Genomic DNA, 14,430 nt, shown 5'->3' on the forward strand with positions numbered 1-14,430 from the left:
GAACGAAGTTATTCGTCAACGAATAGAAAATATTGGCCGGCAGATAAAGGTCGTAGAGATTCGGCGACGGCGCTTCGACGGGGGCTGCGCTGCCAAAAAATGAAGCCGCATCGATATCGGGAAAGGCGAAGGTGGCGGCCACGATAAGGACCAGGGCCAACGCCCAGATGAACAGCAGCACGGCGGTCCCGCGCAGCGCCAGCTGCCGGGCACTTTCCATGTTCATGCGGCCTATACCGGAAATCAACGAGGCCACGATATAGGGCAGCACCGTAATCTGCAGCAGGCGCACAAAAATATCACCCACCACCTTGAGATCAGCGACCAGGTCACCAAAAAACAGGCCAGTGACGATACCGGCCATGAGGCCAACCAGAATTCTTCCCGACAAGCTCATGGCTAGACTGTTGTTCCCTGCTCAATTGCCCTAGGATGATAACAGATGAGTCACAACGAGAGGCAAGGCAGTGCTGCCGACTATTGAATTCAACCGGGAACTGCGACTGGGGCTCGATGAGCTGGGTTTTGATCAGGCCACGGACGTACAAACTCAGGTCATCCCAGCTGCGCTCGCCGGGCGGGATCTACAGATTACTGCTGAAACAGGCAGTGGCAAGACACTGGCCTACCTGATACCGGCGGTGCAGCGCATTCTTGAAAAGCCGCCTGCGCGCAATGCAGGTGCCATGGTAGTAGTGCTGGTCCCGACCAGGGAACTGGCCAGGCAGGTGCTCAAGAACTGTCGTGACCTGTGCCAACGCAGTCAGCTGAGGGCGCAGGCAATCACAGGCGGCGCCGACTTCAAGTACCAGAGAGCACTGCTGCGCAAGAACCCTGAAATTATTATTGCAACACCGGGCCGCTTACTGGAGCACTGCGAAAAAGGCAGTGCAGACCTCGCCGCGCTGAGAACCCTGGTCCTGGATGAAGCGGACCGCATGCTGGATATGGGTTTTCGCGACGAGGTCCTGAAAGTAGCCGGTTTCTGCGCCGAAAGCCGCCAGGTAATCCTGCTCTCCGCCACGCTGAAGCACAGGGCACTGGGCAGCGTCGCCAGGGAGTTGCTGCGCGACCCGCTGGCGATCACCGTCAACGAGGTGCGGCAGCCGCACAGCAGTATCCATCACCAGCGCATCCTGGCTGACTCGCAGGAGCACAAGGACAAACTGCTGGTTGCGCTGATGCAACTGGGCGGTTACCAAAGGGCACTGGTGTTCGCCAATAAACGACTCACGGCACAGCGGCTTGCAGATCTATTGAGTCACCACGGGTTGCGCTGCGGCAGCCTGCATGGGGAGTTGAGTACAGAAGAACGCAAGCACGTGCTGTCGCAGTATCGCGATAGCAAGATTGATATCGTCTGCGCCTCAGACGTTGCCGCGCGTGGACTGGACGTGAAAGACATAGACCTGGTAGTCAACTACGAGCTGCCTCACAACGGCGATGACTACCTGCACAGGACCGGGCGCACGGGTCGTGCAGGTGCCAGCGGGCTTGCCGTTTCGCTGGTCAGCGCCAATGAATGGAACCTGATGGTGAGCATCCAGCGTTACCTGCAACTGGAGTTCGAGAAGCGCACCCTGGCCGGCCTGAAGGCACGCTACAGCGGGCCCAAGAAGCTAAAGGGTTCGGGAAAAGCCGCAGGCACCAAGAAGAAGCGCAGCAAATCGGCGCCGGCAAAGAGCAAGACCCGGGCGCGCAACAAAAAGAACCTTGGGCGACCCAGCGGTAACAAGCAGCTTTCTGGTGATGGCTTCGCCCCCCTGATGAAGAAGAAAGATCCAGTAGAGTGATGCGGCTGTTTTTTGCACTACTGCCCGGCCCTGACCTCGCCCGGGAGATCGCCGATTGGCGCGAGCGCAGCATCTCTGCCGATGGGCGGCCGGTGCCGCTGGCGAACCTGCACATCACTCTGGCCTTTCTCGGGGAGCTCAGCCACCACCGGCTGGACCCGTTGTGTCAGGCAGCGGATGAATTGCTAACGGCTCCGGGCCTACACCTGCAGACGCTGAGACTTAACGCAACCGGCTACTGGCCCAGGCCGGGCATCCTCTGGTTGGGCCCATCACGCTGGGAAGGCGCACTGGCCAACCTGGCGGGCCAACTGCAGTCACGCGGTGCCCTGGCCGGAGGCAAGGGTAAGCGCGGCGCCTATCGACCACATTTAACCCTTTTCCGCGGTTGTGACCAACCTCCCCCCGCCCCGCTTTCAGCCCCGGACTTCAGCTTTGACTGCAGCAACATCTCCCTGCTGCAGTCAAGCAATGGCCGTCAAGGCGTGCACTACTCGGATGTGGCAAACTGGCGACTGAGCCCTTGAAGTCCGCGCCAGCGGCACCACCTATTAGGGTTACCGGCAGCCTAATCAATCTGGAAGATCCCACATGAGCAACACCCTGATACAAAGCAGCGAATTACCGCAGTTCAGCCGTATTGATACAGCAGACGTAGAACCTACTGTTCGCAAGCTTATCGAGCGCAATAAAGCACAGGTCGAACTGTTACTGAACAGCTCGACCCATTACACGGCGCAGAACCTGCTTGACCCGATTGAGGAACTCGACGACGAACTCACGCGAGCATTCTCGCCGGTTTCCCACCTGAACAGCGTCCTCAGTAGCGACGAACTCCGCGCAGCCTACAATGCCTGCCTGCCCCTGCTCTCCGAATATGGCACCTGGATGGGGCAGCATGAAGCGCTTTATCATGCCTACCAGCAACTCGCCGACAACAGTGATGCAGAGAGCCTGGACAACGCACAACGCAAGGCACTGACCAACGCCCTACGCGATTTCCGTCTCGCCGGCGTCGCTCTGCCGGGTGACGAAAAGAAGCATTTCGGCGCACTGCAAAAGCGCCTCTCGGAGTTAAGCAGCAAGTTTCGCGACAATGTACTGGACGCCACTAACGCCTGGTCCCGGCGAGCAACTAAAGCAGAGCTGGCCGGCGTACCCGATACGGCGTTGGCTGGCGCCAAACAGGCCGCAGAGCAGGCCGGCGTTGACGGATACCTGATCAACCTGGAATTCCCTTCCTACTTCCCGGTACTAACCTACTGCGACAATGCCGATCTGCGCCGTGAGGTGTATGAGGCCAATGCCACACGCGCATCAGACCAGGGTCCCCACGCAGGCCAATGGGACAACGCAGAAGTCATGGTGGAGACGCTTGAGCTGCGCCGGGAACTAGCTCAGCTGCTGGGCTTCGAAAACTATACCGAACTGTCGCTGGCAACCAAAATGGCCGACACACCTGCGCAGGTGGTGGGATTTCTCGAAGAGCTCACGGCAAAGTCACGCCAACAGGCCTTACGCGAGTGGCAGGACCTGCAGGACTTCGCGCGTGAAGAATTCGGTGCGCAGACCGTCAATGCCTGGGACGTGGGCTACTACAGTGAAAAACTGCGGCAGCAGCGCTACCAGATTTCACAGGAAGATATTCGGCCCTACCTCCCGGCGGACAAGGCGCTTTCTGGCCTGTTTGCCGTCGTAGAGCGACTGTATGGAATACACGTTGAGGAAGAACTGGAATTCGATAATTATCACCCGGATGTGAAATTGTTTAACCTGCTGCAGGATGGTGAGCTTATCGCCCGCTTCTACCTCGACCTCTACGCTCGGCCGCACAAACAAGGGGGCGCCTGGATGGATGGCTGTCGGATACGCCGCCTGAGCGAACAGCAGTTGCAACTGCCGGTGGCCTATCTGGTATGCAACTTCAGCCCACCGGTAGGCGACCAGCCTGCGCTGCTCACGCACAACGAGCTCACCACACTATTTCACGAATTCGGCCACGGCTTGCATCATATGCTTACGCAACAGACGGTGGCCGCGGTCTCAGGCATAAACGGCGTACCCTGGGACGCGGTGGAGCTGCCCAGCCAGTTTTTGGAAAACTGGTGCTGGGAACCGGAAGCCCTGGCCTTCATTTCAGGTCATCACGAAACGGGGGAACCACTACCGGGAGAACTACTGGACAATATGCTCGCTGCGAGGAATTTTCAATCAGGCATGCAGATGGCACGACAACTGGAGTTTTCGCTGTTCGACTTCCTGCTGCACATGAACTGGTCGGGAGGCGATGCCGGGACAGTGCAGTCCGTCCTCAATGAGGTGCGATCCCGGGTAGGCGTGGTGCCTATCCCCGGGTTCAATCGCTTCCAAAACAGTTTCAGCCACATCTTTGGCGGCGGCTATGCCGCGGGCTACTACAGCTACAAATGGGCAGAAGTACTATCGGCGGATGCCTACTCCCGATTTGAGGAGGATGGCATATTCAATCAGGAGACAGGTGCCGACTTCCGCCGTGAGATCCTGGAAGCAGGTGGCTCGCGTGAACCGATGGAAGCATTCATCGCGTTTCGCGGTCGGGAACCGGACATTGCGCCACTGTTGCGGCACTGCGGTATCGCCGCCTGAAAACTGTGCACACCTGCAGCGGCTGCGCGGCCCACAAACCCGCGCGGCGACTGCGTGTGCAGGCAGATCAGTCGTCGCTGCTGCCAAGCCACTTGTAGAAAATACCGGCAAGTGCCGCGCCAACAATCGGGGCCAGCCAGAATAACCAGAGTTGACTGATGGCCCAGCCGCCTTCGAAAAAGGCTACGCCAGTGCTGCGCGCGGGGTTTACCGAGGTATTGGTAACCGGAATACTGATCAGGTGAATCAGGGTCAGTCCCAGACCAATGGCGACCGGCGCCAACGCCGCCGGGGCGCGTTCATCCGTGGCGCCAAGGATAATGACCAGGAACATAAAGGTCATGACAATCTCACACACCAGCGCGGCCGTCAGCGTGTAACCACCCGGCGAGTGCTCGCCAAAGCCATTGGAGGCGAACCCGGCCGTTTCGAACCCGGCCTGCCCGCTGGCAATTACATACAATACCGCCGCGCCGGCGATACCCCCCAATACCTGGGCAACCACGTACGGTACCAGTTCACCTGCAGGGAAGCGCCCGCCTATCATTAAACCAACGGACACCGCCGGATTGAGATGGCAACCGGAGATATGGCCAATCGCATAGGCCATGGTAAGAACGGTGAGGCCAAATGCCAGCGCTACGCCAAGCAGTCCTATGCCCACGTCCGGAAAAGCCGCGGCCAGGACAGCGCTGCCACACCCCCCCAGAACCAGCCAGAATGTCCCAACAAACTCGGCGCCCAGTTTTTTGCTCAAGCTCATAACAACCTCTCCACATTATTATCGTTATCAATCTTGTGTTGCTATCTTCGATGCTGCTGCATCAGCCTAGCACAAAACCCGTTATTTGCTGCGCCAGACCGCACCCGCTTTCTGGCCTGGACCAGAGGCCACAAACAACTCTATCTGCCGCAAACCTTCTCCGGCAGACAGAGCCACCAGCTTCTGCAGAAGATAGCCGGCAAACTCCTCAACTGTTGCATTGCGCAATGGCAGCAGCAAGGTATCGCTCCTGAGAAAAAGCATCTGCTCGCCGTTGAAATGCACGCGGTAAAAGTCGCCGTCTTCCTCAACCTGCTGGTAGGGTGAGTCTGCAGCCAGCAACATGTATTCATCCAGCTCGTCGCAGAGCTGGGCTAATCGATTCTTGTAGACGTTATAGTCGGCTGAAAAGCCATTGTCTCCCATAGGTGCAAGAAAACTGGCTGACACTGAATAATTGTGGCCGTGCAGGCGCTCCCGCTCAGTCGCTGAAAAAATCGTAAAGTGTGCTGCGGAGAACTTGTGGCTCTCTTTGTCTATATACAGTGAGGTATATTCCGTCATTGGTAACTCGCTCAATTTGCCTGCCTGCATTGTCGGGCCTGACTATGACGAGCGCAACCGCTGCGCCCACCGCTTGACGCACCGCGGCAAATCATCGACCCTTGGCGCCTTTCTCCAGGTGCAATTATATGAAAGCAGCAATTATCACTGGTGCCAGTGTGGGTATTGGCAAAGCGACTGCAGGACTCTTTCTCGCCGACGGCTACCGCGTATTTAATCTGTCGCGACGAGCCTGTCCTCTGGAGGGAGTTGAGAACCTTGCATGCGACCTCGCGTCCGCTGAATCGGTGGAGAACTGTATCGCAGAGCTGACGGCATCTGTTGGGGAGGCGGACCACCTGACACTGGTTCACAACGCCAGCCAGATGCGCAAGGACACAGCTCATGACTGCGCCAGCGACAGCCTGCAGGCCGTGCTGGAGACTAACGTGGTGGCCATTAATCGGCTCAACAGCGGCCTGTTACCACTGATGCGGACCGGCTCCAGCATTGTTTACGTGGGATCAACACTGTCCGAGAAGGCAGTGGCGGGGTCATACAGCTACGTTATCAGCAAACATGCACAACTGGGGATGATGCGCGCGACCTGCCAGGACCTTATGGGACGAGGAGTACACACAGCCCTGGTCTGCCCGGGTTTTACCGACACCGAAATGCTGCGCACGCATATCGGCACGGACGCCGCGGTTGAAGCCGGTATTGCCGGAATGAACAGTTTTAATCGACTGGTACAGCCAGTTGAAATCGCAGAGCTGATCCAGTGGGCGGCCGGACATCCGGTCATCAATGGGGCCGTGCTCCACGCCAACCTGGGACAGAGAGAGAGCTGAGTGAGCATGGCCCTCGATAAGTTGCAGGAACGCAGGGAGCGGGTATTCCTGGTGCTGGCGGGGACTTTTCTCTGCGCCATGACCCTGCTCAATGTCATCGGCATCACCCGGTTTGTGCAGCTGGGTCCCATGGCCCTGGCCGTGGGCGTACTGCCTTACCCGCTTACGTTTCTGTGTACGGACCTCATCTGCGAGCTTTATGGCAAGGCCAGGGCAAACTTTCTGGTCACCGTCGGCCTGGGGTTGAACTTCATGATACTGGGTGTGCTGCTGCTGGGGAACAGTTTACCGGCAGTGCCAGAAGGCAATATGCCTCCCTGGCAGATTCTGCAGTTGGCCGCGCCAGTCGCCCTGCCCAACGGTGATATTGTGGAACAGTCGGTGGGGCTCTATCAGCTGATCTACGCGACCACCTCAGGCGCGGTGTTTGCGTCTATGCTGGCCTACATCGCAGCGCAGTATTGCGATGTACAACTGTTCCACTTCTGGAAACGGGTCACTCGCGGTAAATATCTTTGGGTGCGCAACAATTTCAGTACCCTGATGAGCCAGATGGTGGACTCAGTGATGGTTATCACCGTGACCTTTGGTGCCGCATTCCTGCGCGGAGAAATGACCGTCAAAACGCTGGCCATTCTCGTCGCCAGCAACTACCTGTTCAAGGCAACGGTGGCCCTGCTGGATACCGGGCCTTTCTACCTCGGTGTACACTACCTGCGCCGCTATTTGCACCTGGATGCTGGCGAAATTGCCGTGCCGGGCGGCGCGAAAGATGGCGGTTAGGGTTCACGCGGCGTTGACGAAACGCACTACTTCTTCTTCACCGCGTAAACGCCGCAGCAAACCGGCCTGTTCCTCCAATACCTGTTCGCGGTTACGGTCCTTAACATGGCCGTAGCCTCGAAGTTTTTCTACCGATGCCGCCAGCTCAACGGCCACCGAGTAATTTCCAGAATCCACTTCAGCCAACACGCTATCAAGAAGTTTGCGATAATCCGCTACGTCCTGACGCTCCTGTCGGCGTTCGGCGGTGTAACCAAAGACATCAAGTGGCGTACCGCGCAGGCCCCGAAATTTCGCCAACCACTTGAACGCGAACTGCACCCAGGGACCAAACTCACGCTTTATCAATTCGCCTGTCAGCGCGTCGCGGCGGGACAACAGGGGCGGAGCGAGATTGAAACGCAGTTCGAAATCACCTTCGAAGCGGGCCTCCAACTTGCGCCGGAACTCGCCGTCTGAATATAGCCGCGCTACTTCGTACTCATCCTTGTATGCCATCAATCGATACAGCTGCCTGGCGGCATTGATGGTAATTGAGTTCGGCTCCAAGGCCCTTGGGTCAGCGCCACGAATCGCTTCTAGCGCTTTGCTGTAGACGTCGGCATAAGCAGTGCTCTGGTAGCGGCGCAGTCTTTCCTCGCGGTCTGCCAGCACCTCATCAAGAGTCGATGGAGCGGTAGCTTCGGGCGCGGACAAGAGCCCCAGAACTCGCTCTGGCTGATCTGCACAGCGACGTCCCCACAGGAATGCCTGCTTATTGAAATTCACCGCCACGGCATTCATCTCGATAGCCTGCTCCAGAGCTGCTGCGGAAACGGGGACCAGGCCGCGCTGCCAGGCAAAGCCCAGAAGGAAGAGATTGCTGGCTATAGAATCGCCCAGCAACTCTGTGGCAATACGGGTCGCATCGATGAAGTGGCAGCTTTCTTCACCCACCTCAGTCATAACCTTTTCCATCATTTCAGCAGTGGGGAACCGGGCGTCAGGGTCAAGGATAAACGCCGAGGTGGGCACCTCAGCCGCGTTAACCACGGCATAACTGCGATCCCTGGCCACCTTGCCCATGGCCTCATAGGCTGAGGTGACCACCAGGTCGCAGCCAACCAGCAGATCCGCTTCACCGGCCGGTATGCGCACTGCCATGATGTCTTCCTGGTTCTGGCTTACCCGCACATGACTGACCACGGCGCCGAACTTTTGCGCCAGCCCGGTCTGGTTCATGGTGGCGCAGCCCTTTCCCTCGATGTGGGCGGCCATGGCAACCAGTGCGGTAATAGTCAGAACGCCGGTACCACCCACGCCGGTAACCACCGTGTTCCAGGGACGTTCCAGCGACGGCAGCTGCGGTTCCGGCAGTGGATCGAACAATGCCTCTGCTGCGCTCAAGTCGGCGCTGGATGTCTTCAGCTTGCCACCCAGCACAGTAACAAAACTGGGGCAGAAACCGTTGGCGCAGCTGTAATCCTTGTTACAGGCGCTCTGATCGATTTCACGCTTGCGTCCCAGGGTTGTTTCCCTGGGCAGCACCGACAGACAATTGGACTTCAAACTACAATCGCCGCAGCCCTCACAGACGGCGTCATTAATAAACAGGCGCTTGGCGGGATCCTTCAATATGCCTTTCTTGCGACGCCGCCTTTTTTCCGCAGCGCAGGTCTGCTGATAGACGATGACTGATGTACCCTTGAACTCGCGCAGTTCTCGCTGCAAGGCGTCCATCTCATCACGGTGATGCAGGCTGAACCCGGCTGTGGTTCCGAATTTTCCGCGCCACCGTTGGGGCTCATCACTAACCAACGCAATTCGGCGCACTCCTTCCCCACGCAATTGCAGGATCAGGTCAGCAACAGTGAGTGTGCCGTCCACGGGTTGTCCGCCGGTCATGGCAACGGCATCGTTGTAAAGAATCTTGTAGGTGATGTTCACCCCCGAGGAGACCGCAGCGCGAATCGCCAGTATGCCCGAGTGGAAGTAAGTGCCGTCGCCCAGGTTCTGGAAAACATGCTCGGCGTCGGTAAAAGGCGCCTGACCAATCCAGGTAGCGCCCTCACCCCCCATTTGAGTAAAGGTGTGCGTCTCCCTGTCCGGCATCCAGGTAGCCATATAGTGACAGCCAATCCCGCCCAGGGCGTGACTACCCTCGGGCACCCGGGTGGACCGGTTATGAGGACAGCCACTGCAGAAATGGGGCACACGTTCAATGGTCGCGCGAGGACGCGCGAGTGATGTTTCCTTTTCCTCAATCCAGCGGATTCGCCGCTCCATGGTCTCGGACTGATAGAACCGGCGCAGGCGGCTGGCTATGGCGAGTGCAACAATGGCCGGCGTCAGTTCTCCCGTGTTGGGCAGCAGGTCATGCCCCTTGTCATCGAACTCGCCGAATACGCGAGGGCGCGAATGCACAGCGCAGTTGTAGAGTAGCCCGGTTAGTTGATCCTCGATGATGGAGCGTTTTTCTTCCACAACCAGTATCTCTTCAAGACCCTCGGCAAAGGCCGCAGTCACGCGCGGTTCCAGAGGCCAGGGCATGCCCACTTTGTATACCCGCAGGCCGATCTCGGCCGCCGCCGCCTGGTCAATGCCCATGTCATCAAGAGCCTGCATCACATCGAGATAAGCCTTGCCGCTGGTGATGATGCCGAAGCGGGGGGTAGGACTATCAATGACCACCCGGTTGAGACCATTGACCCTGGCAAACTCACGTGCGGCATAAATTTTGTACTTGTTCAGCCGCCACTCCTGGTCCAGCGGCTTGTCCGGCCAGCGTGCGTGCAAACCATCCGCCGGCAAGTGGAACTCCTCGGGGAGTACAATCTCTATGCGGTTAGGGTCTATATCCGCAGAGATAGCCGAGTCCATGTTTTCAGTGATTGCCTTGAGCGCCACCCAGCAGCCGCTGTAACGCGACAGTTCCCAACCGTAAACGCCCAGGTCCAGCACCTCCTGTACATTGGCAGGTGCCAGCACCGGCACAGAGGCGCCGATAAACATATGCTCCGACTGGTGCGGCAAGGTTGACGATTTACACGCGTGATCATCACCCGCCACCGCCAGCACGCCGCCATAACGTGAAGTACCGAAAGCATTGGCGTGCTTGATAACATCCATGGAGCGATCGACGCCGGGGCCCTTGCCGTACCACATACCGAATACGCCATCGTACTTTGCGCCCTGGAACAAGTTAGTCTGCTGACTACCCCAGACTGCGGTAGCAGCGAGGTCCTCGTTTATTCCAGGCTGGAAGTGCACGTTGTGCCTGGCCAGCCACGGCTTCGCCTTCCACATGGCCTGGTCCACCGTGCCCAGCGGCGAGCCACGGTAGCCGGAAATATAGGCCGCCGTATTCAGACCGCGCTGCTGGTCACGCTGGTGCTGCAGCATGGGCAAGCGCACCAATGCCTCGATACCGGTCATGTAAGCCCGCGCCGTATCCAGCGCGTACTTGTCATCAAGGGAAACTTTGCGCAAACCAGAAGATTGATCAGAACCCATCGTCACCACCCTGTCTTATCATTGGTTAAAGTGTGGTTGAAATTGAAAGAAATTGTTATTTGATTTTTACGCCCATAAGGGCAGTATATGCATAAATTATTCTATAAATGCCATTTTGGAGGAAACTTTGACCCTCTCTCTAACAAAACAGGATGTGGAGATCCTGAAACTGTTGCAACAGGATGCCACCACCAGCACCGCAACCATTGCAGAAAAGGTCAATATTTCTCAGTCTCCGTGCTGGCGGCGCATCAATCGCATGGAACAGGATGGCCTCATCCGCGGGCGGGTAGCCCTGCTCGACCGCAATGCTCTGGGCATGGACGTGGTGGTCTTTGCCACCATCAACCTGACCTCCACCGGCCGCCAGAACCTGATCGAGTTCGAACGCGAGATTGTCAGGCACCCGGAAGTGATAGAGTGCTACACCATGACCGGCATATGGGACTACATGCTTAAAATTGTCACCCGTGACATACGCCACTATGAGGACTTCGCACGCAACACGCTTACCGCCAGTGAGTCGATCCGCGAACTGCATTCGCACATGGCTGTCACCGAAATAAAGAACAGCACAGAACTCCCTCTGGATAGCCAGCTTCAATGACTCTCATAAAAAGCAAACTGCCGACGACAGGTACGACGATTTTCACGCGCATGTCGGCCCTGGCGGCACAGTACGACGCACTCAATCTGTCGCAAGGGTATCCGGATTTTGATCCTCCGCAGGCGCTGCTTGAAGCGATGTCACGGGCCATAAAGGAAGGCAACAACCAGTATGCGCCAATGGCGGGACTGCCTGCGCTGCGTGAACAGTTGGCCGGGCAACTGGCATTGCACCGCAATGTGAACTGCAACCCGGACACAGAGATCACCATCGTACCCGGAGCAACCGAGGGAATTTACTGTTCGATCATGGCCAGCGTGCACAGTGGCGACGAGGTCATTGTGCTTGACCCCTGCTATGACTCCTACGCCCCGGCAATCCACATGGCAGGAGGCCGTGCGATACACGTTGCGCTGCAGGGCGACAGCTTCGCGCCGGACTGGGCTGCGATAGAAGCGGCGTTAAGCCCACGTTCACGAATGATCGTGATCAACTCACCCCATAACCCCACTGGCACCACCTGGTCAGAGGCGGATTTACAAACACTGGAAAAGTTGGCCCAGCAACACAATCTGCTGGTGTGCTCCGATGAGGTTTACGAACACCTGGTTTACGATGGACAACAACATCACAGCGTATTGCAGCGCCCCGGACTGCGCGAGCGTGCTTTTGCTCATTTCTCGTTCGGCAAGACCTTCAGCGTTACCGGGTGGAAAACCGGATACTGCGTCGCTCCGCCAGCACTAACCGCAGAATTACGCAAGGTACATCAGTTCGTAGCCTTTGTCGCAGTGACTCCGGTACAGCAAGCCATCGCAGACTTTCTCACCTCAGACCCAGGCTATCCAGCGACGCTGGCGGACACCTATCAACGCAGGCGAGACCTGTTTTGCCATGCCCTTGAGCCCTCGCGCTTTACCTTGCGCCCCAGTCAGGGAACCTACTTCCAACTCCTGGACTACAGCGCGATCAGCGATCTGCCTGACCGCCAACTCAGCGAAGAATGGACCCGCAGTCCGGGTATCGCGTCCATTCCTGTTTCGGTTTTTTATCAACGGGCACCGCGGCAAGGACTGCTACGTTTCTGTTTCGCCAAGCGCGATGAGGTGCTGCTGGAGGCTGCGGAGATGTTATGCAAAATCTGAGTACAAGCCTTGTCCAGTTCGAACCGTCCTGGGAAAAACCGGCGGACAACCGGGCCCAAATCGGTACCGAACTTGAAAAACTTCCATCTGAAACCGACCTGGTAGTACTGCCGGAAATGTTCACCACGGGTTTCTCCATGAATGCGCTGGCCAATGCGGAGCATCCCGGCGGCGAGACTGAGCAATGGCTTTTGCAGCAGGCCGCACGGCTTGATTGCGCTATCACAGGCAGCATCGCCGTACTCAAAGATGAGGGTGTAGTAGTCAATCGCATGCTCTTTGCAACGCCACAGGCATGCCACTACTACGACAAGCGGCACCTCTTTCGCATGGCTGGAGAGCACAAACGCTACCAGAGTGGAGACCAGAGAATTGTCGTGCAATGGCGCGGGTGGCGCATACTACTGCAGGTTTGCTATGACTTGCGCTTCCCCGTGTTCAGCCGCAATCGCAACGACTACGACCTCGCGCTCTACGTCGCCAACTGGCCAGCAGCAAGGCGTACGCACTGGCGGCAGTTGCTCATTGCCAGGGCAATTGAGAACCTGGCCTTTGTGGTGGGTGTAAATCGAATCGGTAAGGACGCCAATAGTCTAGACTATAGTGGTGACAGTATGGCGGTGGCTGCAGACGGAGAACTGCTAGCGGACTTGCAGAACACCGCTGCAACGCATAATGTCCTGCTTTCTGCGGAGAGCTTGAGAGCATATCGTGAGGGTTTCCCAGCAGACCGCGATGCCGACTCATTTCATCTGGACTGAGTGTTTTTTCATGCCGGTGAACCACACGAGGCAGGGCGAGTCAGAACGTAGAGACTGGCGAAACTAACCAAGGAGGTGTTTCCATGAAAGCTGAATCGGATGACCGTTACAACGAAGAGCCGCTTACGCGCAGATCCTATCGTCTTCCCGTTGCGCTTGGGGCGCTACTGCTGATAGTCGGCATTGTCTGGTTTTTCAGCTCTGACGAAGCCGGAACACCTGCGCAGACGCCGACGGCCGACATGGCCGCAACCGCTGGGAAGCCAGGAAAACCGCAACCACCCCGGCCACCTGCCCCGGACATTCCCCGGGTGAAACCCGCCCCTGAGGTTAGCAGCGTGGCTGCTGATGAACCGGTCACAGCACCACAGCCGGCACTGACGCTCGAAGAAAGTGACGTCGCTGTAAGGCAGACCCTGTCAGCACCACTACAGGACACCGTCCTTGCTGCGGCACTCAGCGAAGACAGCCTGCTGGAACGCAGCGCAGCGTTTCTTGACGCCGCCGGCAATGGGGCGGTGCTACGTGAGGTATTGCCGTTTCCAGCACCGTCGGGAGAATTCAGCGTTACCCAGGTCGATGGTCAAACGGTCATCGATCCAAAAAGCTATGCGCGCTACGACGCTTATGCAAAAGCGGTGGCGGCTGTAGATACAGCCACTCTCGCGAACGCATTCCATCGATTTCGTCCGCTGGCCGAACAGGCCTATGCCAACCTGGGCTACCCTGCTGAGGAATTTGACAATGCCCTGATCCGCGCACTGGACGAGGTGATAGCGGTTCCCGTGCTGCAGGCCCCGGCGGCGCTGGTTGCCGGGATCGAAACTTACGCCTATCAGGACCCCGCCCTGGAGGAATTAAGCCCAATGGCCCGGCAAATCCTGCGTATGGGCCCGGATAACCAGGCCATTATTCAACAGAAAGCACGCGCTCTGCGCACCGCGCTGCTTGGACAGTAATCACTCAACCACCACCCCGCTCGCTGAGCGCGCATAAAAAAGGCGGGTAAACCCCACTGCTGTCCCACAGTTTGGGATCACAAGGCGAATCTCATTTGAGGTTCGCCT

General features: G+C 57.7%; 13 protein-coding genes. 9 read left to right on the forward strand and 4 right to left on the reverse strand.

From position 1 onward, the window contains the following. Positions 1-397 (reverse strand): cation:dicarboxylate symporter family transporter (locus tag C0039_RS05875; RefSeq protein WP_133125946.1); only part of this gene is annotated, 397 nt, incomplete at its 3' end. A gap of 70 nt (positions 398-467) precedes the next feature. Between C0039_RS05875 and C0039_RS05880 the strand changes: the two genes are divergently transcribed. From C0039_RS05880 to prlC, 3 genes are all read left to right on the forward strand, one after another. After that, positions 468-1,793, forward strand: coding sequence for a DEAD/DEAH box helicase (locus tag C0039_RS05880; RefSeq protein ID WP_084179088.1), 1,326 nt, complete (start codon positions 468-470; stop codon positions 1,791-1,793). Next, positions 1,793-2,320: an RNA 2',3'-cyclic phosphodiesterase gene (thpR, locus tag C0039_RS05885; RefSeq protein WP_101517551.1), complete on the forward strand. Its 528-nt coding sequence runs from the start codon at positions 1,793-1,795 to the stop codon at positions 2,318-2,320. Before C0039_RS05880 ends, thpR begins: the two co-directional genes overlap by 1 nt. A 64-nt stretch (positions 2,321-2,384) precedes the next feature. After that, on the forward strand, positions 2,385-4,418 hold the full coding sequence (prlC, locus tag C0039_RS05890) for an oligopeptidase A (RefSeq protein ID WP_101517552.1): 2,034 nt from the start codon (positions 2,385-2,387) through the stop codon (positions 4,416-4,418). A 67-nt stretch (positions 4,419-4,485) separates the two neighbouring features. On the opposite strand, the gene aqpZ is transcribed toward prlC, so the two are convergent. Continuing rightward, positions 4,486-5,181, reverse strand: a complete 696-nt coding sequence (aqpZ, locus tag C0039_RS05895) for an aquaporin Z (RefSeq protein WP_101517553.1) — start codon at positions 5,179-5,181, stop codon at positions 4,486-4,488. Positions 5,182-5,262: 81 nt separating this feature from the next. After that, positions 5,263-5,745, reverse strand: coding sequence for a 6-pyruvoyl trahydropterin synthase family protein (locus C0039_RS05900; RefSeq protein WP_076002061.1), 483 nt, complete (start codon positions 5,743-5,745; stop codon positions 5,263-5,265). 128 nt (positions 5,746-5,873) lie between these two features. Between C0039_RS05900 and C0039_RS05905 the strand changes: the two genes are divergently transcribed. Then, complete coding sequence (locus C0039_RS05905) at positions 5,874-6,575, forward strand: SDR family NAD(P)-dependent oxidoreductase (protein ID WP_075998649.1); 702 nt, start codon at positions 5,874-5,876, stop codon at positions 6,573-6,575. Between the two features lie 6 nt (positions 6,576-6,581). Further along, on the forward strand, positions 6,582-7,358 hold the full coding sequence (locus C0039_RS05910) for a queuosine precursor transporter (protein WP_076002062.1): 777 nt from the start codon (positions 6,582-6,584) through the stop codon (positions 7,356-7,358). A 3-nt stretch (positions 7,359-7,361) separates the two neighbouring features. On the opposite strand, the gene C0039_RS05915 is transcribed toward C0039_RS05910, so the two are convergent. Further along, on the reverse strand, positions 7,362-10,850 hold the full coding sequence (locus C0039_RS05915) for an indolepyruvate ferredoxin oxidoreductase family protein (protein ID WP_101517554.1): 3,489 nt from the start codon (positions 10,848-10,850) through the stop codon (positions 7,362-7,364). Between the two features lie 127 nt (positions 10,851-10,977). Between C0039_RS05915 and C0039_RS05920 the strand changes: the two genes are divergently transcribed. The 4 genes from C0039_RS05920 (at position 10,978) to C0039_RS05935 (ending at position 14,322) form a co-directional block, all read left to right on the forward strand. After that, the gene (locus C0039_RS05920) at positions 10,978-11,457 is read left to right on the forward strand and encodes an Lrp/AsnC family transcriptional regulator (protein ID WP_101517557.1); all 480 of its coding nucleotides are present in this window, start codon (positions 10,978-10,980) and stop codon (positions 11,455-11,457) included. After that, complete coding sequence (locus tag C0039_RS05925) at positions 11,454-12,602, forward strand: methionine aminotransferase (RefSeq protein ID WP_101517555.1); 1,149 nt, start codon at positions 11,454-11,456, stop codon at positions 12,600-12,602. Before C0039_RS05920 ends, C0039_RS05925 begins: the two co-directional genes overlap by 4 nt. Continuing rightward, complete coding sequence (locus C0039_RS05930; RefSeq protein ID WP_075998652.1) at positions 12,590-13,363, forward strand: amidohydrolase; 774 nt, start codon at positions 12,590-12,592, stop codon at positions 13,361-13,363. The genes C0039_RS05925 and C0039_RS05930 overlap by 13 nt, the downstream gene beginning before the upstream one ends. Before the next feature lie 83 nt (positions 13,364-13,446). Beyond that, complete coding sequence (locus C0039_RS05935; RefSeq protein ID WP_101517556.1) at positions 13,447-14,322, forward strand: DUF3014 domain-containing protein; 876 nt, start codon at positions 13,447-13,449, stop codon at positions 14,320-14,322. The last annotated feature ends 108 nt before the right edge of the window (positions 14,323-14,430 follow it).

The organism is Pseudohalioglobus lutimaris, assembly GCF_002866825.1.
GTDB classification, from domain to species: Bacteria; Pseudomonadota; Gammaproteobacteria; order Pseudomonadales; family Halieaceae; genus Halioglobus; species Halioglobus lutimaris.

What these genes read in the sequence shown, in the direction of transcription:
- thpR (WP_101517551.1), top strand. Translation starts at nt 1,793, where the DNA reads ATGCGGCTGTTTTTTGCACTACTGCCCGGCCCTGACCTCGCCCGGGAG.
- prlC (WP_101517552.1), top strand. Translation starts at nt 2,385, where the DNA reads ATGAGCAACACCCTGATACAAAGCAGCGAATTACCGCAGTTCAGCCGT.
- aqpZ (WP_101517553.1), bottom strand. Translation starts at nt 5,181, where the DNA reads ATGAGCTTGAGCAAAAAACTGGGCGCCGAGTTTGTTGGGACATTCTGG.
- C0039_RS05900 (WP_076002061.1), bottom strand. Translation starts at nt 5,745, where the DNA reads ATGACGGAATATACCTCACTGTATATAGACAAAGAGAGCCACAAGTTC.
- C0039_RS05905 (WP_075998649.1), top strand. Translation starts at nt 5,874, where the DNA reads ATGAAAGCAGCAATTATCACTGGTGCCAGTGTGGGTATTGGCAAAGCG.
- C0039_RS05910 (WP_076002062.1), top strand. Translation starts at nt 6,582, where the DNA reads ATGGCCCTCGATAAGTTGCAGGAACGCAGGGAGCGGGTATTCCTGGTG.
- C0039_RS05915 (WP_101517554.1), bottom strand. Translation starts at nt 10,850, where the DNA reads ATGGGTTCTGATCAATCTTCTGGTTTGCGCAAAGTTTCCCTTGATGAC.
- C0039_RS05925 (WP_101517555.1), top strand. Translation starts at nt 11,454, where the DNA reads ATGACTCTCATAAAAAGCAAACTGCCGACGACAGGTACGACGATTTTC.
- C0039_RS05930 (WP_075998652.1), top strand. Translation starts at nt 12,590, where the DNA reads ATGCAAAATCTGAGTACAAGCCTTGTCCAGTTCGAACCGTCCTGGGAA.
- C0039_RS05935 (WP_101517556.1), top strand. Translation starts at nt 13,447, where the DNA reads ATGAAAGCTGAATCGGATGACCGTTACAACGAAGAGCCGCTTACGCGC.